Here is a 24,845-nt window from a genome sequence, read left to right as displayed (position 1 = left end):
TCGAATGGTGGCTTCCGGCCCCCGGACCGGCCCCCCCGGGCCGGCCCCCCGCACCGGTCCGCCCGCGACGGGGCGGACCGGCGGGCGGGGCCGGAGGGGAGGGGTCAGGCCGTGTGGAGCGTGAGCCCGTAGCGGTTCAGGATCTCGTTGACGGGCTGGTACCAGGTCTCGCCGCCGCTGCTGCAGTTGCCCCAGCCGCCGGAGGTGACGCCCTGGGCCTGGTCGCCGCTGATGAACGAGCCGCCCGAGTCGCCGGGTTCGGCGCAGACGCTCGTCTTGGTCATCTGGTGTACGGCGCCCTGGCTGTAGTTGACCGTCTCGTTCTTGGCGAGGACGTTGCCGCAGTGCCAGTGCGAGGTGGAGCCGGAGCGGCAGATCGACGCCCCGATGGGCGCCTCGGCCGAGCCGCGGACGAGCCGGTCGGAGACCGTGCCCCAGCCGAGCACGACCGGAACCGTCCACCAGCCGCTTCCGACGCTCACCCAGGCGTAGTCGTTGTCGGGGAACGACGACCCCTGGAAGGTGCCGATGTAGCTGTGGTCCCAGCCGCTGACCCCCGCCCCCGCCCGGCCGCAGTGGCCGGCGGTGACGAAGCCGCCGTACACGGAGAAGCCGATGGAGCAGCGGACGTTGCCGGTGTAGTACGGGTCGCCGCCCACGGTTCCCGCGGCGAACGTGCTCGGCGCCGCCGCGGTCTCCCGCACGGTCACCGGACCCGCCGCGCGGGCTCGCGCCACGAACGAGCGGACATCGTTGTCATTCTTGTGCGGGGAGACCACGCTGACGACGACCGAGCTCGACTTGGGGTCGACGTGCCAACTGCTCACCCCGGGCGGCGCGTCCAGCGTGTCGAGCTGCCTCATCGTCGCGTCGAGCCTGCGCGCGCTGTGGGCGACGAGGGTGACCCGGGCTCCGGTCGACTCGACGGCTTCGCGCGCGTTCGCCGACGTCACTGCGACGACCAGATCGCCGCTCTTGGCGTCGAACCACGAACCCCCGTACGCGGCGCCTGCCGTGGCGCGGGCCTTGCGCTCGACGGATCGTGCGGTGGTCTCCTGGGCGAGTCGGGCGGTCGCCTGCTTCTCGGTGAGGCCGAGGTCGTGCCGCATCGCCGCCAGCAGCGCCGGGGAGGCGGCGGTCCGGGACGTGGGGGAGGGAGTGGGAGGGGTCTCGGCGGCGGCGGTCTGGCCGAGCCCGACGGTCGCGGCGCCGACGAGCAGGCCGGCGGATACGGTTGCACGCAGAACTGTGGTGCGTCTCAAGGGAGTTGCCTTTCGTCGATCCGATGGTCGGTGAGTGGGGCGAAGGGCAGGAGAGAGCGCTCTCAGATGTGCTGCAACCGAGGATAGCCACCGAGCTTGAACAGGTCCATGCCAATGCAGGGTTCGTGTCCCGTGCGCCCGCTCCAGGGCGCTCGGTGCGGGGCGATCCGGTGGGTGCCGCCCCCCGTTTCCGGTTCGGCGAGCGCCGGCACGCCTGAACCGTCGCGCTCCCCGGCGAGGGGATGACGGATTCGGGCCCGCGTCCGGCCGGCGTGCATCGGGCGTGCGCGAACGGCCGGACGCCGCCTCGGGCGATCGGATACGGACACGTCACGGACCGGTTCTCCGCGATCTTCGGTGACGGCGGGGGAGGGGGCGCGAACAGGGCCTGACCACGGTCGTGTTGGCAGTAGGCTCACCCTGCTGCGGCGGCCACCTGTGCGGACCGGTTCCCCTACGGCCCGCGGCGACGAACGATCTCTACGGCGTGAGGATGACGTACAGGTGCTGATAGCGGGGCGGTATCGGCTGCACACCACACTCGGGCGGGGCGCGATGGGAGAGGTGTGGCGGGCGCGCGACGAGATGATCGGGCGGCCCGTCGCCGTGAAACTGCTGCTCTCCCAGGATGCCGATCCCACCGCCGCGGCCCGGTTCCGCCTGGAGGCGCAGACCGCGGGACGGCTGAACCATCCCCACGTGGTGGGCGTTCTGGACTTCGGGTCGTTCGAGGACCGGCTGTTCCTGGTCATGGAGTTGATCGAGGGGGACAGCCTGTCCCAGGTGCTCGCCGACTCCGGCACACTGCCCGCCGCCCGGGTGGCGCGGATCGCCGCCCAGGCCGCCGCCGGACTCGCCGCGGCGCACCAACAGGGCATCGTGCACCGGGACATCAAACCCGGCAATCTCATGCTGGACGCCGACGGAAGCCTCAAGATCGGCGACTTCGGCATCGCCCGCTTCCTGGACGATCCGGCGGGCGGGCTCACCGCGACCGGGCAGATCGTCGGCACCAGCCTCTACCTGGCCCCCGAGCGGGCTCTCGGGAAGACCGCGGGGCCGCCGTCCGACATGTACTCCCTCGGCTGCGTGCTCTACCAACTCCTCACCGGCCGGACCCCGTTCCAGGGAAGCAGCCCCGTGGCGATCCTCCATCAGCACCTCGACACCGCGCCGACGCCGCCCGGCAGGCTCGGCGCCGACCTGCCGCCCGCGTTCGAGAACCACCTGCTCGGCCTCCTGGCCAAGCGGCCGGAGGACCGTCCGACGGCCCGGCAGACGGCGGCCTGGTACGCGGAGGGCGCCTGGCAGGGACGGCCCGAACCGCTTCCGGCGGCGCGACCGGCGCAGCGCCCGCCCGCTCCGGACCGCTCCGCCACCGGCCCGGCCACGACCTACGCCCTGCCGTCCGCCGCCTCGTCCACCTCGACGGCCGCGGTACGCGGTGCGGCGGGCGACCGCCGCTCGCGCAGACGCAGACGGCCGGGTGTCGGCGACCTCCTGACACAGCGTCCACGCGTGGTGGGCGCGGCGGCCGGCGCGGTCGTCTTCGTTCTGGCGGTACTGGTGGGTGTGGCCTGGTTCTCCCCCGACAGCAGCTCCGCCGAGACGCCGCCCGGCCCGGGCGCCACGGTGACCTCTTCTCCCGCGGCCTCGGTGCCGTAGCGGCCGGCGGACCGGGTACGCCCCGACGCGGGTGCGCGGCACCTGTCCTGTCGCCACGCCGATGAGGGCCGATCCGCGCCGTCGTCCCGGACCGGGCGAAGGCCGGGCGGGCAAGGGTGCCGGCCGGCCCTCCGTGCCCGGACCGGGAACCGCCCGAGGGGCTCAGGGAGCCGACGCGGCCCGGGTCGAACCGGTCTCTCCGGCCCGGCGCTTGGCCAGCGCCGCTTCCAGCGCCACGCGCGTCTCCTCGGGAAGGGGCCCGCCCTGGGCGAAGTCCAGGATCTGCTCGGCGACCACCGACAGCTTGCGGTTGGTGTGCTGGGACGTCTCGCGCAGGACGTCCCAGCTGTCCTCCGGTCCGATCCGGCCGAGCACGAGCAGCGCGCCGATGGCCTGGTCCACCGTGGCGTGCGAGGTCACGGCACGGTGCAGATGGGCGCACTCCTGGTTGAGTTTGCCGTTCTCCCGCACCAGGTCCGTGGTGGAGAGCAGGCGCAGTGGATCGGACGGGGATATCGCGAAGAACGCCCTTGGTCCGGCGTAGCTCGGTTGGTCACTCATCAGCGATCTTCTGCCCCCGATCGGCGGCACAATCCCTGCCGGACCATGCCACTCCCGGCACTCCGGCCCGTGCCGCGGTGTTCCGGAGGTGGTCCCGGAGCCGGCGCGCGAAGCCCTGTCGCTCCCGGGCTCCGGGTGCCGCCCGGTGGTGCCGCGCCGGGCGTCGCCGATGCCGCTTGGTGGCCGGGGCCGCCTGGTCCGGCTCGGCCGCGGGCCCTCCGTGTCCACCACGAGGCGCGCCTGTCGTGAGGTGACCCTGCGGCGCGGTCGCGCGTTGTCGTGTCGGGCCGCCGGGTGTGCGGACCGCGGCATCTTGACGTCCTCGCCGGCGACCGTGCTCCGCCGGCGGATCCGATCCGTGCACACGGGTGCAGCGGATGGCCGGAGAGAGCGGGGCACACGCGACGAAGGGGTGGAACCGCCGCCGAAGCGTTCGGTCCCACCCCTGCCGATGCCGTGGCCCGGCCGTCTACCAGCGGTACCAGCGACCCCGCTTGCCCCCTCCCGACGTCGGACGGATCACGAAGCCCAGAGCCCAGACGATGAGCACGATGACCGCGACCCACCACAGGGCCTTCAGGGCGAAACCTGCACCGAACAGGATCAGCGCCAGCAGCAGAACAAGAAGAACAGGAACCATGATGATCAACCTCCGGCCCCACGGGTGCCCTGCGGACCGATCTCCATTCCTGCGGTTCTCCGGGGGCGCCGCGGAGTGTGTCCCGGGCCGGGGAATCCACAAGTCGACCCCGACATGAGTTCCCGAGGCCACGGGCGCCGGGTGCTCGCCGGCTTCGGGGTCGTCGAAAGCCGAAGCGCTGAGGGCCCTGTTTGGGGATCTGTTTCGGGGTGACACGGAGGACGTACGTCATCTTCGAGCGAGGCAGGGGTGAGTGGCTGTGGCTGCGGACGAGAAGACTCAGGCCGTCGGCGAGCAGGCCAGGGGCAAGGTCAAGAAGGCCGTCGGTGGCGCGGTCGCCAACGAGTCGATGAAGGCCGAGGGGCGCGCCGAGGAGTCCAAGGGCGATCTGCGCGCCTCCAAGGAGAAGGCGAAGGACGCCGTCCGGCCGAAGTAGCGCGTCGTCGATCGGACGGCGCATCCCGATCCCGGCAGCCTCGCGGCTGCCGGGATCACCGCTGTCCCGGCACCTGCCCCCGACGAACGCGCCGAGTGGAGGCGTGCCCGCCGCTCTGGCAGGCTTCTCGCGATGACAGCGGACAAGAGCCCCGACCGCACCCCCGACGGACGGTTCGTCATCGTGGACGGACGGCGCTGGCGCGCGACGGACCCGGACATCCCCGAGGAGGCCGCGGCGCGCCTTCGTTCCCACCTCATGGCGGCGCGTCGGGCCGTCGGGGCGGCCCGGCGTGCGGCGGACCCGGAAGCCGAACGGGCGGCGAGGGCGCGGGTGCACCAGGCCAAGGTGGCGCTGGGGGAGCGCGGCACGCTTTGGTGGGAGCAGAGCGACGCGGAGCGCCGTGCGCGCTGGCGCGAGGGTCTGGCGGCGCTCGACTGACCCTCCCCGTCGGCGATCGCGCAGCCGATCCCGGGGCCCCTTCAGGGGCACTCGACTGCCGACTGCCGACTGCCGACTGCCGACTGCCGACTGCCGCGGTCAGCGGCGGCGGATGCGGACGGGTCCGTGGGGGTGCGACGTCCGCACGGGGCGGCCGGCCTGCGTGATCTCCACCTCGCCGGCGGCGGCGAGCCGACGGGCCGCGCGCCGGGCCGGTTCCATGAGCGCGCGCCATCCGTCGTCGTCGCCCGTGTAGACGGCGCGCGCGGCGTCGGAGGGGCAGATCGTGGCGGTCGGGGCCCGCCGGTCCAGAAGGTCCAGGATGGCCCGCTCCAGCAGCCGGCCCTGTCGCTCCGCGTCGCTGTCCTCGCGCGGATGCCGGTCTTCCCGGTCCTCGGTGCGGTCGTCGTGGTGCGGCACCCGGCCAGTATCGCGCGGAAGGGGCCGAACGCGCCCGTCGTGCGAGCGGCGGACACCTCCTGGCCGGCGCATCTTCCGTCCCGGCCACTCGGCACGCACCGCCCGAAGCCCCACCGGGCGGCGGTCGCTCGGCGGGGTCCGCGGCAGTACGGGACCGGCCGTTCGTCCCCGACCGCGTGAACCGCCCGCACCGCTCAGAGCGCTCGTCGACGGGCGGGATACGCGGCGGGCGCGGCTGTGGCGGGACTCCCGCGCCATGCCCTCCCGCGCCGCGTCTCCTCCGTGTGCGTCACGGCCCGGAGGCCGGGTCAGACCTCGTGGGTGCGGTCGGCGCGCAGGACGGAGTACATGACCATGTCGCGCCACACGCCGGCCCGGTAGCAGGCCCCGCGCAGTACGCCCTCGCGGGTGAAGCCCGCCCACTCCAGCGCCCGCTGCTCCGCGATGTTCTCCGCCTCGGTGCTCGCCTCCACCCTGTTGGCCTTGGTGTGGTCGAACAGGTAGGCGACCAACTGGCGTTGGGCCTCCTTGCCGTAGCCCTTGCCGCGCTCGGCGGTCAGCAGGGACACCCCGATGTTCCAGCACGGCGACGCAGGCCCCTGGAGGACCTCACGCCACTGCACTTCCCCGACGAACCGGTCGTCCTCGCCGGCGATCACCAGCCGCCCGGCCCGGTCGGACAGGAATCCGTCGGGCCACATGCGCCGGAGCTGACCGGGGTTGCGGAATCCGAAGAAGCCGTGGTCCCCGGCCTCGGCCGGGTCCTCATAGAGGCGTTCGAGCTGGTCGAGGTCCCGCTCGGCGACGGGGCGCAGGCGCACATGATCACGAGATGGCATGGTCGTCAGAGTACGAGGTCGGACGGCGTGCGCCGGTACCCCCTCCTGTGCCCGGTGACGGCGACGCGGCGGCGAGGGCGACGGTTGCGGATGGCCCGACGGCTACCGGTGCGAGTGGCGCGGCGGCTACGGCGACGGGTGGCGCGACGACCGTGGGGGCCGCACCGGGGACGTGGCGGCGCGGGACAATCAGGGGGTGACGCTCACCGCGCGGCAGCTCGCCCTGGCCACCCTCGACCGACAGTTCCTGCTCGAACGGCGGGAGCTCGACGTGGCGGAGGCGGTGCGCCGGCTCTGCGCGTTGCAGGCGCAGAGCCCCGCCTCGCCGTATCTGGCGCTGTGGAACCGTGTGGCGGACTTCGCCCCCGGGGATCTGGACGCCGCGTTCGCGGACGGTCGGATCGTGAAGGCGCCGCTGATGCGCATCACGCTGCACGCGGTCCACGCGGACGACTACGCGCCGTTCCGTGCCGCCCTGTTGAGCACGCTGCGTGCCGCGCGGCTGCACGACGGCCGCTTCACCGCGACCGGGCTGACCGCGGCCGACGCCGACGCGGTGCTGCCGGAACTGGCCGAGCTGCTCGAAGAACCCCGTACCGGGCCTGAGATGGAGAGCGAGCTGGCGGAGAGGTTCGCCGAGCACGCGCACCGTGTGTGGTGGGCGCTGCGCACGTACGCGCCCGTGCGTCACGTGCCGACGGCCGGGCCGTGGTCGTTCGGGCAGCGGAACAGCTACCGCACGGCTGCCGCCGCGCCCGCGGCCGATCCGGGGGAGGAGGACGCCGGAGTCCGCCTGCTGCTGCTCTCCTACCTGCGGGCGTTCGGCCCGGCCACCGCACAGGACATCGCCCGCTTCACCCTGCTGACGCGGAGCGCGGTCACCCGGGCTCTCGACGGGCTGCGCGGTCGGGTGGTGCAGGTCCCCGCCCCCGGGCGTGCCGCCACGTTCGACCTGGCCGACGCGACCGTGCCCGCCGAGGACACCGCCGCGCCGCCCCGACTGCTGCCCATGTGGGACAGCACCCTGCTGTCCCACGTCGCACCCGGGCGGCTCCTCCCCGCCGCGTACCGACCTCTGGTGGTGCGCCGGAACGGCGACGTGCTGCCCTGCCTGCTGGTCGACGGGCAGGTCGCCGGAGTCTGGCGGACCGTCGGGCACGGCGTCGAACTCACCGCCTTCCGGGACGTCGGAGAGGAGGCCCGGCGCCGCCTCACGGAGGAGGCGGAGCGGCTGTGGACCTTCCTCGCCGACCGCGACCCGGCGGTCTACCGGCGCTACGGACACTGGTGGGACAAGGGCTTCCCGCCCGCGGCCCCGGGGCGGACGTGGACGGTCGCTTCGTAGGCCGGACGTGGGACGGTCCGGACGGGGCGGGGCCCGCGGGCGGGAAGCCCGCGGCCTCCTGGAAACGGAGCACGGCCCACCGCCGGCTGCCCGGCGCCTGTCTCCTGTTCGCCGATCGTCCACGACCGGGCCTGCTCGGACGGCACATGCCGCCCGCACCGCGACGCCCACGGCCCGTCACTCGCGCGGCACGCGCCGCCCACACCGCAACACTGGCTCGCGTCACGCGCCGCCCGCACCGCGCCCCCGCTCACACGGCACCGTCCCCACCGCAGACGGCGGTATTCGCGTGTTCGCGCACCGCACCGTGGAGCGGGTCGGCGCTACCGGGGGACCGCCTCGCGAGGTGGCCGTGCTCCCGAAAGGGCGACCGCTGCCGCCGTCCCCGGAGCCGCGGTAAGCGGCTTCGACGCGGCCGGAGGGCGGATGCCCGGCGGAGCGCCCGCTCTTAAGCGCGGCTTAAACGGCCCTTAACGCTCCCGGATTAGTTCGCGGTTCATCAAGTAAGCCCAGGTCAAAGGGATGTGGCCACACGGCCGGATGGTTGGCCTCGCCGTACGCCGTGCGTAGCATCGGGGTCCATCGCCGGCGTCCGACACGGTCGAGAGAGCGCTCTCAGTGAGAGTTCGCGACCGCCTGCCGCCTCGATGCCCCCTGTGAGGAACAACCGAACAGCCCATCGGCGGGGCGTGTTCAGGCGCGCCCGGCTCTCCCCGAGGCCCCCCACGGCCGCGCCCCCGGGCGCAAGCACCAAGGAGCACCACCCATGACGCCTCGTCACCAGCGTGACCTCACTCGCCGCAAGCTCCTCTTCGCCCTCGGCGGAGCCGCCGTGGCCGTCCCCGCGATCGCCACCGTCGCGCCGCACGCCCTCGCCGGCACCAGCGGCGCCTCCGCCGACGCCTCCACCGGCTCGCTCCCGCTGACGATCGTCAACGACAGCGGCTCCTTCGACAACGCGTCGGTGCACGTCTACGTCGTCGGGAACAAGGACGGCCGGCAGGTCCGCATCACCCAGGACGGCCGGCTCGCCCCGATATCCCTCGCCGACAACGGCGCCGACGGGTTCACCGACTACGCGCTCACGCTGTCCGGCAGCGGGGAGACGCGGCTCGCGCTTCCCCCGATGTCGGGCCGCATCTACGTGTCGCTGGGCGCGAAGCTCAAGTTCAAGGCCGTCGCGGACGGCAACGGCGACCCCGCGCTCCAGTACCCCGCCGGCTGGGTCGCCTCCGACCCCAACTACGCGGTGCTGCACGACTGCGCCGAGTTCACCTACAACGCCGCCGGCATGTTCTGCAACACGACCATGGTGGACATGTTCAGCGTGCCCATGAGTATCCGGCTGAGCGGCGACAAGGAGCAGACCACCGGTACCGTCCGCGACGGCGGGCGCGCCGCCGCCTTCGCCGCGGTGAAGGGTGTCGACGCCTTCGCGCCCCTCGTCGTGGACGACCTCCGGATCATCGCCCCCGGCCACGGTCTGGACGCCGGCCTCTTCGCGCGGGACTACTACGCCCCGTACATCGACGAGGTGTGGAGCACCTTCACCGGCAAGGACCTGGCGATCACCACCAACGCCGGCACCTTCACCGGGCGGGTGCGCGCCGACCGGTTCACCTTCGACGGCCCCGCCGCCGTCTCCTTCGCCAAGCCCTCGACCCGCGACGTGCTGTTCTGCGACGGCAACCTCGCCGCGCCCAACGACGGTACGACCGGACCGGTGGCCGCGGTGCTCGGCGCGGGCTTCAACCGCTCGACCCTGCTCGCCGACTCCGCCCAGCCGAGCGCCTCGGCGGGCGACTTCTACCGGACCGAGGTCACCAACCACTACGCCAAGGCGGTCCACGCGGCGACCGAGGACGGCAAGGCATACGGCTTCGCCTTCGACGACGTGGCCGACTTCGCCTCCTACATCCAGGACACCGCTCCGACCGGTATCCGCCTGACGCTCACGGCGTTCTAGAGCACCGAACTCCCGTCCCGGGTGAGGAGACAAGGGGGTCGCCGGGGCCCGCCGCGGCGACCCCTCCCCGTCCCGGCCGGTCGTCCGTCGAGAGGCGGGCCGCTCCAGGTCCCGCGCGAGCCCGGGCCACGCGCCTCCCGCCGTACCGTCCGCCGCCTCCGCGCCGCGTGCCCTCCCGGGACCGCTCGCCTGCCGGCCTCGTCGGCCTCGCCCGCCATCGAGGCCCCGCGGTGCCGGGCGGCGGCCTGCGGCGCGTTCCCGCCGGGACGGCCGGGGCCGGTGGGCGCGTGGGCGGACGCTCCCGCTCGCGGCCACGGACCGGCCGCCGGCCCCGCGCGCCGGTCCGTGCCCGTGTCGCCGCCCGCCGCGCGGGTGGCGGTCCGTTACGCTCGCGGCGTCACACCGGGTCCGAGTTCACGGAGGACAGCACGGCGGCGATCCCTCGCGAACGCGTCGTCAGGACGCTGACGTTCTGGCTGCGCCCCACGTTCGCGCTGCGCGTGGTCAACCGGTTCCAGAAGATCGTCGGCTTCGACCGCTCGATGGCGCTGGCCTCCAGCGCGCTGACCGCCGTGATCCCGCTGACCCTCCTGTTCGGCGCCGTCCTGAGCAGGTTCTCCGACTACGACGCCGCCCAGCGGATCATCAGCCGGTACGGTCTCACCGGACAGGGAGCGGAAGCGGTCACGTCGCTCCTCGCCCCCGCCGGCGGAGCCGGTGCCGGCATCGGCATCTTCGGCACCCTGTTCCTCGTCATCTCCGTGCTGAGCTTCGCGCGGGCCACCCAGCGCCTCTTCGAGCAGACCTGGCAGCTGACCCCGCTCAGTGTCCGGAACACGCGCAACGGACTGTGGTGGATTCTCGCGCTGGCCGGCTACACGGCGGTCACCGGCTGGCTGCACGCGACGCTCGGCGGCAGGCCGCTGGGCCTGGTCGCCTCGGTCTGCGAGATCCCGGTGAGCATCGTCTTCCTCGTCTGGAGCGGCACCGTGCTGTCCGCCGGGCGGATCGCCTGGCGCGACCTGGTGCCCTTCGGCGTCACGGCCGCCGTGCTCACCGCCCTCTACTCGATGGGCGCCTCGATCTACCTCCCGCGCCTGTTCAACTCCTACGCGGCGCGCTACGGAGCCGTCGGCGCCGTCTTCGCGATGATCTCCGCCCTCTTCGCCGCGATGTTCGTCGTCGTCGCGTCGGCCGCGCTCGGGCGGGAGATGCGGGACGAACTGATCCGCATCCGGGCGGGCGACCGCCCATCCGACGACGAGGTCCGGCGGCAGTGGGACGCCGTGGTCGAGCAGGCCCGCTCCGGCTGGCGCGTCACCCGCGAGCAGATGTCCCAGCTGCGGGCCAAGGACGAGAAGAGGCACGAGGAGAGGCACGGGAGGCGGAAGAAGGGGAGCCGGGAGGGAGACGCGGACCGCGGCGAGGGCGGCAGCCCGGAGCGGTAGGGCCGGCCGCCTCACGGTCGTCGCACGTGTGCCCGGCCGGGGGCCGCAGGGGGACGTCGGACGCGCTGCCAGGGGCCGTCAGACGGCCCGTGCGACGAGCAGGGCCACGTCGTCGTGGTCGTCGGAGTGGCGCAGGCCGTACAGCAGCAGGTCGCAGATCTCCTCCAGTGGGCGGCCCGGCTCGTCGAGGAAGCTCAGCAGGACGTTCAGCCGGTCGTCGATGGGGTGCAGCCGGGTCTCGACCAGGCCGTCCGTGTAGAGCACCAGGACGTCGCCGGCGGTCAGTTCGACCGTGGTGGTCTCGAACGGGACGCCGCCCACGCCGAGCGGCGCGCCGGGAGGCAGGTCGAGCAGCCGGGGTGCGCTGCCGGGGCGGGCCAGCGCGGGCGGCATGTGGCCGGCGTTCGCCACCCGGCACACTCCGGTGTGCGGGTCGTACACCGCGTACAGGCAGGTCACGATGTAGTGCTCCAGATCGCAGGTGATCTTGTCCAGGTGCTGGAGCACCTCGCCCGGGTCGAGTTCGAGGTCGGCGTAGGCACAGGTGGCGGTGCGCAGCCGGCCCATGGTGGCGGCGGCGTCGATCCCGTTGCCCATGACGTCGCCGACCACGAGGGCGGTCCGGTCGCCCGACAGGGGGATGACGTCGTACCAGTCGCCGCCGACCTCGCTGGTGGCCTGCGCGGGCTGGTAGCGCGAGGCGACCTCCAGCCCGTGCAGGCTCGGCGGGTGTTCCGGCAGCAGGCTGCGCTGGAGGGTGACCGCGGTGTTGCGCACGCTCTGGAACCAGCGGGCGTTGTCGATGGCGACCGCCGCACGGCTGGCCAGTTCCGTCGCGAGCACGACGTCGTCGTCGTCGAACGGAACCGGGTTGCGGGTGCGCTTGAGGTCCAGGGCGCCGAGCACCTCACCGTGCGCGATGAGCGGGACGGCGAGGTAGGAGTGCACGCCGGCGCGTGAGAGCAGCGAACTCGCCTGCGCGTCCCGGGCGATGCGGGGCAGATCCTGCTCGCCGACGTGCCGTACCAGGACCGGGCGGCCGGTGTGCACGCACAGGGTCACCATCCGGTCGCCCTCGTAGGCGGCGAGGTCGCCCGGGGGGTCGGCGGCACGCAGCGCCACCGTGGGATGGGACGCCTTGAGCGCGAGCGCGCGGAAGAACTCCGGGCCGTTGTCCGGGCGGCGCATCCGGCGGCAGGCCAGCGCGGAGTCCAGGATGTCGACGGCGACCACGTCGGCCAGTTCCGGCACGGCGATGTCCGCCAGCTCGCGGGCGGTCTGCTCCACTTCGAGCGTGGTGCCGACGCGGGTCGAGGCGTCGGCGACGAGCGCCAGGCGCCGGCGTGCCCGGTCGGCCTCGGCCGCCGCGCGGTGCCGTTCGGTGACGTCCACGACGGACGCCGCCGCTCCCAGCACGCGCCCGCCCGGGTCCTCCAGGCGGTAGAACGACAGCGACCACGCGTGCTCGTGGTCGGGATCCACGGGCGGCCGGCCCACGTGGTACTGGTCGAGCAGCGGCGTGCCGGTGGTGAGCACCTGGCGCAGCGCGGACTCGACGGTGTCGACGTCGGGGAAGGGCAGCGTCTCGCGCAGCCGCCGTCCGATGTGCTCCTCGGCGGGAATCCCGTCGATCCGTTCGAGCGCCGGGTTGACCATCAGATAGCGCAGGTCCGGGTCCATCAGGGCCAGGCCGATGGGGGACTGGTTGATGAGCTGCTCGCACAGCGCGAGGTCGGTCTCCACCCGTTGCAGCAGGGTGTGGTCGGCGGCGATCCCGAGGGCGTAGACGTCCCCGAGGTCGTCCAGGAGCCGCATGTTGCGGAACTCCATCAGGCGGGTGCTGCCGTCCTTGTGCCGGATCGGGAACGCCCCGGCCCAGCTCCGGCCGGTGGCGAGCACCTCGGCGAACAGCTTGGAGACGGACTGGAGGTGTTCGGGGTGGATGATCAGACGCGCCGCGTACTTGCCCAGGACCTCCTCCGCCTTGTAGCCGATCAGATCCTCGGCCTGCGGGGTCCAGAACACGATCCGGCCCTCCGCGTCGAGCACCATCGCGGCGACGCTCAGGACGTCGAGCAGCCCGGTCGGCCGGTTCGCGTCGGGGTCGTGGCCGCCGCTCTCGGACTGCAAGGAATCGGCTGTCATCCCTGGCCCTCCTCCGCCGGCCGGCCCGGGGGCCGGCTCCGTCGCCGAGGGTGGCACACGACGGCGCCCACCCCGGCCCCTCCATGCTGCGCCCTGATGACGGTCATGCCCACTCCAGAGCAGTTCTTGGCATGTACTGATCCGCCGCGCGGGCGGGTGGGGCGCCCGGCGGAGCGGTGCCCGCGGGGCCGGCCGACCCGGGGTGACCGTGCGCCACCGCCGTCGCGCCGGGGTGCGGCTTCGCGGCGGCCCGCCTGCCGTCCCGGGCCGGGCCGACCGCCGGGCCGTGCGCATCGGCCGGACTAGCAGGACCATGGCTGTGGAGGAGGAGTGCATGGACCCCGCTGCAGAAGAATCCGGTGCGTCCGTGTCCGCGCGACCGGACGCTCCGCTGGACGCCGCGGCCGACGCCACCGTGCTGGTGTCCGGCGACGGCCTCGTGATCGGCTGGACCCGGGCCGCCGAAGCGCTCCTCGGATATCCCGCGGCCGAGATGGCCGGCACGTCCGCCGGCCGCCTGCTCGCCCTGCCCTGCGACCCGGACCGCGTCGCCGCCGTCGCGCGCCGGTGCCGCGCCGGCAACGCGTGGAGCGGGTCGGTCCCGGTCCGCCGCCGGGACGGCCGGCCGGTCGAGGTGGAGCTGCGGGTGTCCGCGGCCTTCGGCGTGGACGGCCGCGAGTGCTTCCTGCTCTCGGCACGGGACCAACGGCGCCGGTGGACGGCGGACCCCGCCTTCCTCGACCGGTTCGTGACCCGCTCGCCGGTCGGCATGGCCGTGCTCGACCCGGAGCTGCGCTACGTCTGGATGAACGACACCCTGGAGCGGCTCGGCGGCGTCCCCCGCGACGAGCGCCTCGGCCGTCGCCTCTCGGAACTGCTGCCCGGCATCCTGTCGGAGACCATCGAGGACCTGATGCGCGGGGTGCTCGCCTCCGGCGAACCCGTCATCGACTACGAGTACCTGGGGTGGAGCAACGTCGACCCGCAGCGTCGGCGCGCCTACTCCACGTCGTTCTTCCCGCTGATCGGAGCGGACCACTCCTTCACCGGCGTGTGCTACACGGTCCTCGACATCACCGAGCGGTGGAACGCCCGCGAACTGCTCTCCCTGGTCAACGAGGCGGGGACCAGCATCGGCGGAACCCTCGACGTGCTGCGGACGGCCCAGGAACTCGCCGACTTCGCCGTGCCCCGGTTCGCCGACTTCGTCGTCGTCGACCTGCTGGAGTCGGTGCTCAGCACCGAGGGGCACGGAGCCTGGCTGTCCGACGCCGGCCCGGCCTCGGTCGCACCGCAGATGCGGCGGGCCGGAATGAGGTCGGTGCGCGAAGGCTGCCCGGAGGCCGTCGCCCGGATCGGGGACCGCGCCGACTTCCTCCCCCCGCCGCACGACATCCGCCTGCTCACGGTGGGAGAGCCGGTCCTGCTGCCCGTCCTCGACCCGTCCGACGCGCGATGGCTCGCCGAGGAGCCCGAACGGGCGGACAGCATCCGCCGCTTCGGGCTGCACTCGCTGATCGCCGTGCCGATGCGGGCCCGCGACACCGTCCTCGGCCTCGCCACGTTCGTCCGCTCCCTCAACCCCGTCTCGTTCCTGCCCGACGACGTCCTGCTGGCCCGCGAGATCGTGGCCCGCGCCGCCCTGTGCGTGGACAACGCCCGCCGCTACACCCGGGAACACACGGCCGCGGTCACCCTCCAGCACAGCCTGCTGCCGCATCCCCTGACCGGCGGGACGGCGCTGGAGGTCGCCTCCGCCTACCTGCCCGCCGACCCCTCGGGCGGGGTCGGCGGCGACTGGTTCGACGTGATCCCGCTGTCCGGCGCCCGGGTGGGACTGGTCATCGGGGACGTGGTCGGCCACGGCATCACCGCCGCCGCCACGATGGGCCGGCTGCGCACCGCCGTGCAGACCCTCGCCGACATGGAGTTGCCGCCCGACGAACTCCTCGCCCACCTCGACGACCTCGTCCTGCGCCTCAGCGAGGAGCGGACCCACGACGACCGGGCCGGACGGGACACGTCCTCGTCCTCGTTCCTCGGGGCGACCTGCCTCTACGCCGTCTACGACCCCGTCACCCGGCGCTGCACGATGGCGCGGGCCGGGCATCCGCCGCCCGTCGTCGTCGGACCCGACGGGCGCGTCCACTTCCCCGAACTCCCCGCCGGCCCGCCCCTCGGGCTCGGCGGGATGGCGTTCGAGGCCCACGAGATCGAACTCGCGGAGAACAGCCTGGTCGGCCTGTACACGGACGGTCTCGTCGAGGGCGACCACGACATGGAGCGGGGGATGGCCCGGCTCGGCGAGCTGCTCGCCGAGCCGAACCCGAACCTCGACACCCTCTGCTCGGCGGCGGTGCGGCAGATGGTGCCGGTGCCGCAGCCCGACGACATCGCCCTGCTCCTCGCCCGCACGCACACCCTGGGCGCCGACCGGGTCGTCTCGTGGGACGTCCCCGTGGACCCCGCCGCCGTGTCGGACCTGCGCGGCCGGGCGACCCGCCGGGTCGAGGAGTGGGGCCTGGGCGACCTGGCCATGACGACCGAACTCATCGTGAGCGAGCTGGTCACCAACGCGATCCGCTACGCCGAACCGCCCATCCGCCTGCGGTTGCTGCTGGACGCGCGGCTGACCTGCGAGGTCGTCGACTCCAGCAGTACCGCGCCGCGGCTGCGGCATGCCCGCAGCACCGACGAGGGGGGCCGCGGGCTCTTCCTCGTGGCGCAGCTCTCCCTTCGCTGGGGAGCCCGCCACACGCCCGAGGGGAAGGTCATCTGGGCGGAGCAGGCTCTCGCGTGAGCGTGCCCCGGCCCGGTCCGGCGGCGCGTCGCCGGACCGGGTGGCGGGCAGGCTTGCCCGGCTCTGCTCAGCCGAGGGCCTTGACCGCCTGGTAGTACGTCCAGGCCGTGCTGGTGCAGGCGGTCTTCGTGGCGCCGCCGTAGGAGTTGCAGACGCGCTTGAGGTCCTCGTAGAAGGCGCTGTCCAGGCGGGACTTGTTCGCGGAGAAGGTACCGGCGGCCTTGTAGTTGCGGTAGCCGAAGTCGTGGCGGGCGCAGGAGGTGGCGAACGGGAAGCCGAACGGGTTGTCCGGCGAGGAGGAGCAGTAGTCGGTGGACCAGTCGAACGAGTAGGCCGACCAGGCCGCCCGGTTGGCGCGTGCGGCCACCCAGAGGTTGTAGCTCGACGCGCTCGTCTGCGTCCAGCTCGCCAGAACCTGGGGCTTGTCGGCGGGAGCGGCGGCGGCCGTGCCGGCAGTCGCGGTGACGGCGGCCAAGGCCATGGCCGAGGCGGCAAGTCCGGTGGCGAGTCTACGGTGCATCCCACACCTCCATGAGGCTGCCGCCCCGGTCGGGCAGCAGGTTCATGACAAGATGATGTGGACCGAGGCACCGCTTGCCTAGGTGCCGCGGCTCGGCAATCCGTGGACTCGAGCGGTAATCGAGCGGCCGGCGGGACCGGTGCGCCGCCCGAACCGAACCGCCGCCGCCCCGGCCGGAGTTGGGCACTCGGGTGTGCGCAGGTCGGCATGGCCTCCCGTCCCCGCGTCCCGGCACCGCGGGGTCGAGGCCGGGGCGCCGGAGGCCACGGAGGGCCGCGGGCGGCGCCGGGCCCGCCGGGGCGTGGAGGACTCGGGCTCACCCGCTCCCCTACATCCCTCCCACGTTGACCGGATCGGTCCGCACCGGGACCCGATGGAGCCTGTCCCCGGTGCGCCCGCGCCGGTCAGGGTGGAGTCGTGAACCGAGCACTCGTCGTCATCGACGTCCAGGAATCCTTCCGAGCGCACCCGCTGTGGGAGACCGTCTCCGACCCCGCGATCGCCCAGCGGGTGGACCGGCTCGTCCGGCTCGCCCGCGGCCGGGGCGACACCGTGGTGTGGGTGCTGCACTCCGAACCCGGCAGCCACGGCGTCTTCGACCCAGCGCTCGGCCACGTCCGGCTCATGGACGAACTCCGGCGCGAGGAAGGCGAGCCGCTCCTGCACAAGACCTCGCACAACGCCTTCACCACCACCAACCTCCAGCAACTCCTCGCCGAACGCGGCGTCCGGGACCTCGTCGTCTGCGGCATCCGCACCGAGCAGTGCGTCGAGACCACCGCCCGCGTCGCCTCCGACCTCGGCTACCGGGTCACCTTCGTCAGCGACGCCACCGCGACCCACCCCCTCGGGCACCGGGACGCCCCGGCCGGCCGGAGCGTGGCCGACCTGCTGTCCGACCCGCGCACGCTGAGCGCCGAGGAGGTCATCCGGCGCACCGAGTACGCCCTGGCGGGACGCTTCGCCACCATCGCCACGGTCGCCGAACTGGAGACGGCGGCGGCCTCTCGGGCATGATGACCGGATCGTGAGCCGCATCGTCTTCTTCCTGGTGCCCGGAGTCCATCTGCTGGACCTGGCGGGACCCGCGCAGGCCTTCTCCACGGCCGCCGACCTCGGGCACCCCTACACGCTGCACTACGTCGCCGAGCACCCGCGGATCGCCACCGCGCAGGGCCTGCCCCTGGTGACCCTGACCGACTGGCCGGAACTCGGACCCGAGGACCTGGTCGTCGTCCCCGGCTGGCGCGCTCCGGCCCTCGCCGACGGCCCCGAGATCGGCGAGGCCGTCCTGCGGAGACTGCGCGGCCACCACGCCCGGGGCGGCACCGTCGCCAGCGTCTGCGCGGGAGCCGACGCACTGGGCCGCGCCGGGCTGCTGGACGGCCGGCGCTGCACCACCCACCACGACGTGCAGGACGAACTCGCCCGCCGTCACCCCCGGGCCTCGGTCGTCCGGGACGTGCTCTACACCGCCGACGACCGGGTGGTCACCTCCGCGGGCATCGCCAGCGGCATCGACCTCGCCCTTTATCTGATCGCCACCCGGCACGGTCCCGCCGCCGCCGCGCGGGTGGCCCGCGACATGGTGGTCTACGCCCGCCGCAACGGCAGCGAACCGCAGGCCAGCGCCATGCTGCGGCACCGGTCCCACCTCGACGACACCGTCCACCGGGCCCAGGACCTGCTGGACGCCGGCTTCGACCGGCCGCTGCGGCTGCCCGACCTGGCCGCCGTGCTGGGGGTGAGCGAGCGCACCCTGACCCGCCTGTTCTCCCGTGCCACCGGGGGCCTCACCCCGCTGCGCTACCAGCAGGCGCTGCGGCTGGAGCGCGCCGAACACCTCATCGGCCACGGCCACACCGTCGACGCGGCCGCCCGCGCCGTCGGCTTCGAGGACGCCCGGATGCTGCGCCGCCTGAGAGCACGCGCCGCCTGACGAAGCGGCGGCGCGGGACCGGCCGGGGACGGGACACGGGTTCCTCAGGCGTCGTGGCCCGCCTCCGCCAGCGACGCCCGCTGGCGCGCCGCGCGCACCGCCGCCGTCAGCGAGGCGATGTCGTACGCGCCGTGGTGGCGGCGGCCGTTGACGAAGAACGTCGGCGTCCCGGAGACACCGCTCAGGTCGGCGGACTCGACGTCCGCGGCCACCCGCGCCGCGCCCGCGCCGGTCCGCAGGTCGGCGTGGAAGCGCTCGCCGTCCAGGCCGATCTCGGCGGCGTAGGCCATCAGGTCCGCGGGGAGCAGATCGCCCTGGTGCGCCATGAGGAGGTCGTGCATCTGCCAGTACCGGCCCTGGCGGGCCGCCGCCTCGGCCGCCTCCGCCGCGAGCTGGGCGTTGGGGTGGACGTCGGTGAGCGGCAGGTGGCGCCACACGTAGCGGACGTCGCCCGAGCCGGCGAGGAGTTCGCGCACGACGGGCTCGGCGAGACCGCAGTACGGGCACTCGAAGTCGCCGTACTCGACGAGCGTCACCGGTGCGTCGGGCCGGCCGCGCAGGTGGTCCCGCTCCACGTCCACGGGATCGCTCAGGTCGACGATGGCCTCGCTCGTGCCGAGCAGGGCGCGGGCGCGGGACCGCGCGTCCAGCGCGCCGATCAGCAGCGTGACGATCCAGGTGAGCAGGAACGAGCACGCGACGGCCGCCAGGATGCCGATCTTGGCCTGCTCCAGCCGGTCCCCCTCGAAGGCCAGCGAGGCGATCAGCAGGGCGACGGTGAAGCCCACGCCGGCCAGCGTGCCGCCCGCGGTGAGGGCACCCCATCCCACGGGAGGCCGCAGCCGGCCCCGGCTCGCCCGTGCGGTGAGCCAGGCCCCGCCGATGATGCCGGCCGGCTTGCCCAGCACGTAGCCGCACAGGATGCCCAGGGTGACGGGCGAGGTGAAGGCGTCGGCGAGCCGGTCCGCGCCGAGCGGGATGCCGGCGTTGGCCAGCGCGAAGAGCGGCACGATGACGTAGCTCGTCCAGGGATGGAACACCTGCTGGAGGCGCTCGTTCGGCGAGAGCGTCGAGGCGAGCCCGCGCCGCACCGTCCGTTCGAGCTCCGGGGTGGGCTGCTCCCGGAAGCGCCGGAAGAGCGTGCTGGCGTACTCCAGATCGCCCCGGTCCGCGGTGTGGGCGTAGGTCAGCAGGCCCATCGCGAGCCCCGTGACCACCGGGTCGATCCCCGACTTCAGCAGCGCCACCCACAGGGCGGCGCCCAGCAGGCCGTACAGGGCGGGGACGCGCCTGCCGACCGTGCGGCGCAGCAGCAGGACCACCGCGAAGAGGCCGACGGCCGTCAGCAGGGCGGGCAGCGCCACGGCGTCGCTGTAGGCGACGACGATGACGGCGAGCGCGAGGAAGTCGTCCACCACGGCCACGGTCAGCATGAAGACGCGGAGATTGCCGGGCAGCCGTGAGCCGAAGACGGCGAGCATGCCGAGGGCGAAGGCGGTGTCCGTGGACATGGCCGCACCCCAGCCGTGCGCGTCGGAGCCACGGCCCGCCGTCACGGCCAGATAGACGGCCACCGGCACGACCATGCCGCAGACCCCGGCCACCAGGGGCAGCGCCACCCTGCGGCGCTCACGCAGTTCGCCCAGGTCGAACTCGCGGCGCGCCTCCAGGCCGACGACGAGGAAGAACAACGTCATCAGACCGCTGTTGACCCACTCGCGCAGGTTCAGCGACACCCCGGCGGACCCGATCCGGACCGACAGTTCGGTGTCCCACACGGACGTGTACGAGCCGGGAGCGGCGTTGGCCCAGACGAGCGCCGCCACGGTGGCCGCGAGCAGGACGGCGGCGCTGCCGGTCTCCGTCCGCAGGAAGGCACGCAGCGGGCTGCGCGCCTGCGTGCCGCACAGACTCTGGCCCGACAGGGACGGCGACTCGGATGGCATGGTCACCCCTCGATTCTCGCCCCCGACCGGACGGGTCCACACGCCGCCACCCGGCAGCGGGCCTCCCTGGGTGCCCCGGGCTTCCGATCGTGCGATCCCCGGCCGCCCGCGGGAGAATCGCAGGGAGCCCATTCCCGGACAGGAAGGGACGTGGCAGCGTGGTGACCTTCTCACCCGGCTTCCGGGGACGGCCCCGGTCCACCGACGGACGGCTGCCGCCCGGACAGTACGAGGCCCGCGACTTCCCCGTGCTCTCCGCCGGACCCACGCCCCGGGTCGACCGGGACACCTGGCGCTTCACCGTGACCACGGAGACCGGCGCCGAGCACTCCTGGTCCTGGGCGGACCTGACGGGCCTGCCCTCCGAACGGCCGACCGTGGACCTGCACTGCGTCACCAAGTGGTCCAAGTTCGACACCCACTGGCAGGGTGTCTCGCTGGACGTCCTGCTCGCGGACGTCGAGACGGCCGCCGACTACGCCCTGGTCCACGCCTACGGCGGCTACACCACCAACCTCCCGCTGGCCGACCTGCTCGACGGGCAGGCATGGATCGCCTACGGCTACGACGGCGAGGACGTGCCGCCCGAGCACGGCGGCCCGGCCCGGCTGCTGGTGCCCCATCTGTACCTGTGGAAGTCCGCCAAGTGGGTGCGCGGCATCCGGCTGCTCCCGGAGGACGAACCGGGGTTCTGGGAGAGCGCCGGCTACCACGACTACGGAGACCCATGGCGCGAACAGCGGTACCGCGGCGACTAGGCGAACGGCTGCGCTGGCGTGCCGCCACGCTGACCGGGCGGCACCGGCAGACACCGGCCGCGAGCACCCTCGTCCTGGACGTCCCCGGCTGGCCCGGCCATCTGGCCGGCCAGCACGTGGACGTACGGCTCACCGCCGCCGACGGCTACAGCACCCAGCGCAGCTACTCGATCGCCTCCGCGCCGGGGGCCGAGCGGGTGGAACTGACGGTCCAGCGGGTGGCGGACGGGGAGGTGTCGCCCTATCTCGTCGACGCGTTCGGTATCGGTGACGCGGTCGAGGTGCGCGGACCGGTCGGCGGCTGGTTCGTGTGGCGCCCGGAGCAGACCGAGCCGGTGCTCCTCGTCGCGGGGGGCTCCGGACTGGTCCCCCTGATGGCGATGATCCGGACCCGCCGGGCCGCCGCCCGCCGGCCGTTCCGGCTGGTCTGCTCGGTGCGCACGCCCGAGGACCTGCTCTACCGGGACGAACTGCGGCGCACCGACCCCGGACTGGACGTCGCCTACGTGTACACGCGCGCCGCACCCGAGGGCGCCCGTCGTCCGCCGGGCCGGCTGCGCGCCGAGGACCTCGTGGCGGCGGGGTGGCCGCCCGACTTCGAACCGACCGTCTACGTCTGCGGGCCCACCGGGTTCGTCGAGTACGCCGCCGACCTGCTCGTCGGACTCGGCCACGACCCCGGACGCGTCCGCACCGAGCGCTTCGGCCCCAGCGGAGGCTGACATGACCACGTTCCCCGTCGACGCACCGTACGACTCCTGGGACGACGACGCCCACGAGGACGGCAACGCCCTCGCCGGACCGCTCCGCGAGATCTTCACGGTCGACGTGACCGCGGCGGTCACGACCTGCACCGGCTGCGGCCGGTCGGGGCCCGTCGCCCGCCTGCGGCTCTACGGCCGCGGGCCCGGCCTGGTCGCCCGCTGCCCGGACTGCGCCCATGTCGTGCTCCGGCTGGTCCGCGGCCCCGACGCCGCCTGGCTGGACCTGCGGGGAACCGTCAGCCTGCGCCTCCCCCTCCCCGACATCCCGCCCGACCGGCCGTGATCCGGCAGGTCCGCTCCCCGGTCGGCGCACGACCGGGGAGCGGACCGGCGGCGTCCACCCGTCCCCGGCGGGACCCGCCGGGGACGGGCCGTCACATCACGCGCGCCCGGCGCGTCAGGGTGGTGGACGCCGTGCGCCGCCGGCCTCGCGGGGCGAACCGGCGCGACGGTGCCCGGCGTCCCGGCCGGAACTGGTTGGATCGACCCGGCGACGCCGACCCCAGACCGCACACGCGGCAGTTCGAGAGATGGAGACACGATGAGCAGGTCCACGAGGACGGAACCGCAGCCGCCCGCGCCGCACGGCGCAGACAGCCACGATCTGATCCGCGTCCTGGGCGCGCGGGAGAACAACCTCAAGGACGTCAGCATCGAGATCCCCAAGCGCCGGCTGACGGTCTTCACCGGGGTGTCCGGCTCCGGCAAGAGCTCGCTGGTGTTCAACACGATCGCCGCCGAGTCGCAGCGCCTCATCAACGAGACCTACAGCGCGTTCGTACAGGGCTTCATGCCGACCCTCGCCCGGCCCGAGGTCGACGTCCTCGAAGGGCTCACCACCGCGATCATCGTCGACCAGCAGCGGATGGGCGCCGACCCCCGCTCCACGGTCGGCACCGCCACCGACGCCAACGCGATGCTGCGCATCCTCTTCAGCCGGCTCGGCACCCCGCACATCGGCCCCCCGAGCGCGTACGCCTTCAACGTCCCCTCGGTCCGGGCGAGCGGCGCCATCACCGTCGAACGCGGCAACAAGAAGGCCGTGAAAGCCACCTTCCAGCGCACCGGTGGCATGTGTCCGCGCTGCGAGGGCCGCGGCACCGTCTCCGACCTCGACCTGACCGAGCTGTACGACGACGCCAAGTCCCTCAACGAGGGCGCGATCACCATCCCCGGCTACGGCTCCGAGGGCTGGAACATGCGCCTCTACAAGGAGTCCGGCTTCGTCGACCCCGACAAGCCGATCCGCCGGTACACCAAGAAGGAACTGCGCGACTTCCTCCACCACGAGCCCGTCCGGATGAAGATCGCCGGCATCAACATGACCTACGAGGGGCTCATCCCCCGGGTGCAGAAGTCGATGCTCTCCAAGGACAGGGAGGCGATGCAGCCGCACATCCGGGCCTTCGTGGACCGCGCGGTGGCCTTCACCACCTGCCCCGACTGCGACGGGACACGGCTCAGCGAGGGCGCCCGGTCCTCCACGATCGACGGCGTCAGCATCGCCGACGCCTGCGCCCTGCAGATCAGCGACCTCGCCGCCTGGGTCCGCGCCCTCGACGAACCCTCGGTGGCGCCGCTGCTCACCGCGCTCCAGCAGACCCTCGACTCGTTCGTGGAGATCGGCCTCGGCTACCTCGCCCTCGACCGTCCCGCCGGCACGCTCTCCGGCGGCGAGGCCCAGCGCGTCAAGATGATCCGCCACCTCGGCTCGTCCCTCACCGACGTCACCTACGTCTTCGACGAACCGACCGCGGGGCTGCACCCCCACGACATCCAGCGCATGAACGAACTGCTGCTGCGTCTGCGGGACAAGGGCAACACGGTCCTCGTCGTGGAGCACAAACCGGAGACGATCGCGATCGCCGACCACGTCGTCGACCTCGGGCCAGGCGCCGGCACCGGCGGCGGCTCGGTCTGCTTCGAGGGGACCGTCGAGGGCCTTCGGGCGGGGGACACCGTCACCGGCCGCCACTTCGACGACCGGGCCGGCGTCAAGGAGAACCCGCGCGAGCCCACCGGCACGCTGGAGATCCGCGGCGCCCGCGCGAACAACCTGCGCGAGGTGGACGTGGACATCCCGCTCGGCGTCCTCGTCGCCGTCACCGGTGTCGCCGGTTCCGGCAAGAGTTCGCTCGTGCACGGCTCGATCCCCGCGGGCGAGGGCGTGGTGTCCGTCGACCAGAGTCCGATCCGCGGCTCCCGGCGGAGCAATCCCGCGACCTACACGGGGCTCCTCGACCCCATCCGCAAGGCGTTCGCCAAGGCCAACGGCGTGAAGCCGGCCCTGTTCAGCGCCAACTCCGAGGGTGCCTGCCCCACCTGCAACGGCGCGGGCGTCATCTACTCGGACCTCGCGATGATGGCCGGTGTCGCGAGCCCCTGCGAGGACTGCGAGGGCAAGCGGTACCAGGCGTCGGTGCTGGAGTACCGCCTCGGCGGACGCGACATCAGCGAGGTGCTCGCGATGTCCGTGGACGAGGCGGGAGAGTTCTTCGACGCGGGCGAGGCGGCCACCCCCGCGGCCCGGCGCGTCCTCTCCCGGCTGTCGGACGTCGGGCTCGGCTACCTCACGCTCGGCCAGCCGCTCACCACCCTGTCCGGAGGCGAACGCCAGCGCCTCAAACTGGCCACGCACATGGCCGACAAGGGCGGCGTCTACGTCCTGGACGAGCCGACCACCGGACTCCACCTGGCCGACGTCGAGCAGCTGCTCGGGCTCCTCGACCGGCTCGTCGACTCCGGCAAGTCGGTCATCGTCGTCGAGCACCACCAGGCCGTCATGGCGCACGCCGACTGGATCATCGACCTGGGGCCCGGCGCCGGGCACGACGGCGGGCGGCTCGTCTTCGAGGGGACCCCCGCCGCCCTCGTCGCCGCCCGCTCCACCCTCACCGGCGAGCATCTCGCGGCCTACGTCGGCGCCTGAGCACGAGCAGAGGGGAGGGCC

Annotated in this window: 21 protein-coding genes; 13 read left to right on the top strand and 8 right to left on the bottom strand. The window is 73.5% G+C overall.

The window, feature by feature from the left end; all coding sequences use genetic code 11:
* Positions 1-104 precede the first annotated feature (104 nt).
* Positions 105-1,262: a S1 family peptidase gene (locus tag ACGFS9_RS17865; RefSeq protein WP_393254197.1), complete on the bottom strand. Its 1,158-nt coding sequence runs from the start codon at positions 1,260-1,262 to the stop codon at positions 105-107.
* 504 nt (positions 1,263-1,766) lie between these two features.
* Here ACGFS9_RS17865 and ACGFS9_RS17860 point away from each other — a divergent pair.
* A complete protein-coding gene (locus ACGFS9_RS17860; RefSeq protein WP_393254195.1) occupies positions 1,767-2,927 on the top strand; it encodes a serine/threonine-protein kinase in 1,161 nt (386 codons plus the stop codon).
* A gap of 162 nt (positions 2,928-3,089) precedes the next feature.
* On the opposite strand, the gene ACGFS9_RS17855 is transcribed toward ACGFS9_RS17860, so the two are convergent.
* Together ACGFS9_RS17855 and ACGFS9_RS17850 are read right to left on the bottom strand one after the other, a co-directional pair.
* Positions 3,090-3,488 (bottom strand): ANTAR domain-containing protein, encoded by a 399-nt coding sequence (locus tag ACGFS9_RS17855; protein ID WP_393254193.1) that lies wholly within the window; start codon positions 3,486-3,488, stop codon positions 3,090-3,092.
* Positions 3,489-3,957: 469 nt separating this feature from the next.
* Positions 3,958-4,128: a hydrophobic protein gene (locus ACGFS9_RS17850; RefSeq protein WP_393254192.1), complete on the bottom strand. Its 171-nt coding sequence runs from the start codon at positions 4,126-4,128 to the stop codon at positions 3,958-3,960.
* 259 nt (positions 4,129-4,387) lie between these two features.
* On the opposite strand from ACGFS9_RS17850, the gene ACGFS9_RS17845 reads away from it, so the two are divergent.
* Both ACGFS9_RS17845 and ACGFS9_RS17840 read left to right on the top strand, forming a co-directional pair.
* Positions 4,388-4,564, top strand: a complete 177-nt coding sequence (locus ACGFS9_RS17845) for a CsbD family protein (RefSeq protein ID WP_393254190.1) — start codon at positions 4,388-4,390, stop codon at positions 4,562-4,564.
* A 132-nt stretch (positions 4,565-4,696) separates the two neighbouring features.
* Positions 4,697-5,005, top strand: a complete 309-nt coding sequence (locus ACGFS9_RS17840) for a hypothetical protein (RefSeq protein ID WP_393254189.1) — start codon at positions 4,697-4,699, stop codon at positions 5,003-5,005.
* Positions 5,006-5,104: 99 nt separating this feature from the next.
* On the opposite strand, the gene ACGFS9_RS17835 is transcribed toward ACGFS9_RS17840, so the two are convergent.
* Together ACGFS9_RS17835 and ACGFS9_RS17830 are read right to left on the bottom strand one after the other, a co-directional pair.
* Complete coding sequence (locus ACGFS9_RS17835; RefSeq protein WP_393254376.1) at positions 5,105-5,344, bottom strand: DUF3253 domain-containing protein; 240 nt, start codon at positions 5,342-5,344, stop codon at positions 5,105-5,107.
* A 389-nt stretch (positions 5,345-5,733) separates the two neighbouring features.
* Positions 5,734-6,264, bottom strand: coding sequence for a GNAT family N-acetyltransferase (locus ACGFS9_RS17830; protein ID WP_393254187.1), 531 nt, complete (start codon positions 6,262-6,264; stop codon positions 5,734-5,736).
* 196 nt (positions 6,265-6,460) lie between these two features.
* Between ACGFS9_RS17830 and ACGFS9_RS17825 the strand changes: the two genes are divergently transcribed.
* The 3 genes from ACGFS9_RS17825 to ACGFS9_RS17815 all read left to right on the top strand — a co-directional run bounded on the left by ACGFS9_RS17825 (position 6,461) and on the right by ACGFS9_RS17815 (position 11,023).
* Complete coding sequence (locus ACGFS9_RS17825) at positions 6,461-7,609, top strand: winged helix DNA-binding domain-containing protein (protein WP_393254186.1); 1,149 nt, start codon at positions 6,461-6,463, stop codon at positions 7,607-7,609.
* A gap of 766 nt (positions 7,610-8,375) precedes the next feature.
* A complete protein-coding gene (locus tag ACGFS9_RS17820) occupies positions 8,376-9,575 on the top strand; it encodes a beta-1,3-glucanase family protein (protein WP_393254185.1) in 1,200 nt (399 codons plus the stop codon).
* Positions 9,576-10,075: 500 nt separating this feature from the next.
* Positions 10,076-11,023 (top strand): hypothetical protein, encoded by a 948-nt coding sequence (locus ACGFS9_RS17815; protein ID WP_393254183.1) that lies wholly within the window; start codon positions 10,076-10,078, stop codon positions 11,021-11,023.
* Positions 11,024-11,101: 78 nt separating this feature from the next.
* Here the strand turns inward: ACGFS9_RS17815 and ACGFS9_RS17810 are convergent, their stop codons facing one another.
* A complete protein-coding gene (locus ACGFS9_RS17810; RefSeq protein ID WP_393254182.1) occupies positions 11,102-13,168 on the bottom strand; it encodes a SpoIIE family protein phosphatase in 2,067 nt (688 codons plus the stop codon).
* 334 nt (positions 13,169-13,502) lie between these two features.
* On the opposite strand from ACGFS9_RS17810, the gene ACGFS9_RS17805 reads away from it, so the two are divergent.
* Positions 13,503-15,968 (top strand): SpoIIE family protein phosphatase, encoded by a 2,466-nt coding sequence (locus ACGFS9_RS17805; RefSeq protein ID WP_393254180.1) that lies wholly within the window; start codon positions 13,503-13,505, stop codon positions 15,966-15,968.
* A gap of 67 nt (positions 15,969-16,035) precedes the next feature.
* Here the strand turns inward: ACGFS9_RS17805 and ACGFS9_RS17800 are convergent, their stop codons facing one another.
* Positions 16,036-16,488, bottom strand: coding sequence for a phospholipase (locus ACGFS9_RS17800; protein WP_393254179.1), 453 nt, complete (start codon positions 16,486-16,488; stop codon positions 16,036-16,038).
* Positions 16,489-16,905: 417 nt separating this feature from the next.
* On the opposite strand from ACGFS9_RS17800, the gene ACGFS9_RS17795 reads away from it, so the two are divergent.
* Positions 16,906-17,505: a cysteine hydrolase family protein gene (locus ACGFS9_RS17795; protein ID WP_393254178.1), complete on the top strand. Its 600-nt coding sequence runs from the start codon at positions 16,906-16,908 to the stop codon at positions 17,503-17,505.
* Between the two features lie 10 nt (positions 17,506-17,515).
* Positions 17,516-18,427 (top strand): GlxA family transcriptional regulator, encoded by a 912-nt coding sequence (locus ACGFS9_RS17790; RefSeq protein WP_393254177.1) that lies wholly within the window; start codon positions 17,516-17,518, stop codon positions 18,425-18,427.
* 44 nt (positions 18,428-18,471) lie between these two features.
* Here ACGFS9_RS17790 and nhaA read toward each other — a convergent pair whose 3' ends face one another.
* Positions 18,472-20,373 carry a Na+/H+ antiporter NhaA gene (nhaA, locus tag ACGFS9_RS17785; protein WP_393254374.1) on the bottom strand — a complete coding sequence of 634 codons (1,902 nt, stop codon included), beginning with the start codon at positions 20,371-20,373 and terminating at the stop codon, positions 18,472-18,474.
* A 158-nt stretch (positions 20,374-20,531) separates the two neighbouring features.
* Between nhaA and ACGFS9_RS17780 the strand changes: the two genes are divergently transcribed.
* From ACGFS9_RS17780 to ACGFS9_RS17765, 4 genes are all read left to right on the top strand, one after another.
* Entirely contained in the window at positions 20,532-21,131 is a 600-nt protein-coding gene (locus tag ACGFS9_RS17780) for a sulfite oxidase-like oxidoreductase (RefSeq protein ID WP_393254176.1), read from the top strand.
* Entirely contained in the window at positions 21,101-21,853 is a 753-nt protein-coding gene (locus ACGFS9_RS17775; protein WP_393254174.1) for a ferredoxin reductase, read from the top strand. The genes ACGFS9_RS17780 and ACGFS9_RS17775 overlap by 31 nt, the downstream gene beginning before the upstream one ends.
* 1 nt (position 21,854) lies before the next feature.
* Positions 21,855-22,178 (top strand): DUF6510 family protein, encoded by a 324-nt coding sequence (locus ACGFS9_RS17770; protein WP_393254173.1) that lies wholly within the window; start codon positions 21,855-21,857, stop codon positions 22,176-22,178.
* A gap of 258 nt (positions 22,179-22,436) precedes the next feature.
* Entirely contained in the window at positions 22,437-24,824 is a 2,388-nt protein-coding gene (locus tag ACGFS9_RS17765; protein ID WP_393254172.1) for an ATP-binding cassette domain-containing protein, read from the top strand.
* Positions 24,825-24,845: the final 21 nt, after the last annotated feature.

This window comes from Streptomyces sp. NPDC048566 (genome assembly GCF_043199735.1).
Taxonomy (GTDB): domain Bacteria; phylum Actinomycetota; class Actinomycetes; order Streptomycetales; family Streptomycetaceae; genus Streptomyces.
This window is presented reverse-complemented; position numbering and strand designations above follow the sequence as displayed.

Bases quoted from the DNA above. Each gene is read 5' to 3' on its own strand.
- ACGFS9_RS17840 (WP_393254189.1), top strand. From the start codon at position 4,697: ATGACAGCGGACAAGAGCCCCGACCGCACCCCCGACGGACGGTTCGTC.
- ACGFS9_RS17830 (WP_393254187.1), bottom strand. From the start codon at position 6,264: ATGCCATCTCGTGATCATGTGCGCCTGCGCCCCGTCGCCGAGCGGGAC.
- ACGFS9_RS17850 (WP_393254192.1), bottom strand. From the start codon at position 4,128: ATGGTTCCTGTTCTTCTTGTTCTGCTGCTGGCGCTGATCCTGTTCGGT.
- ACGFS9_RS17805 (WP_393254180.1), top strand. From the start codon at position 13,503: ATGGACCCCGCTGCAGAAGAATCCGGTGCGTCCGTGTCCGCGCGACCG.
- ACGFS9_RS17800 (WP_393254179.1), bottom strand. From the start codon at position 16,488: ATGCACCGTAGACTCGCCACCGGACTTGCCGCCTCGGCCATGGCCTTG.
- ACGFS9_RS17770 (WP_393254173.1), top strand. From the start codon at position 21,855: ATGACCACGTTCCCCGTCGACGCACCGTACGACTCCTGGGACGACGAC.
- ACGFS9_RS17810 (WP_393254182.1), bottom strand. From the start codon at position 13,168: ATGACAGCCGATTCCTTGCAGTCCGAGAGCGGCGGCCACGACCCCGAC.
- ACGFS9_RS17820 (WP_393254185.1), top strand. From the start codon at position 8,376: ATGACGCCTCGTCACCAGCGTGACCTCACTCGCCGCAAGCTCCTCTTC.
- ACGFS9_RS17855 (WP_393254193.1), bottom strand. From the start codon at position 3,488: ATGAGTGACCAACCGAGCTACGCCGGACCAAGGGCGTTCTTCGCGATA.
- ACGFS9_RS17775 (WP_393254174.1), top strand. From the start codon at position 21,101: ATGGCGCGAACAGCGGTACCGCGGCGACTAGGCGAACGGCTGCGCTGG.
- nhaA (WP_393254374.1), bottom strand. From the start codon at position 20,373: ATGCCATCCGAGTCGCCGTCCCTGTCGGGCCAGAGTCTGTGCGGCACG.
- ACGFS9_RS17765 (WP_393254172.1), top strand. From the start codon at position 22,437: ATGAGCAGGTCCACGAGGACGGAACCGCAGCCGCCCGCGCCGCACGGC.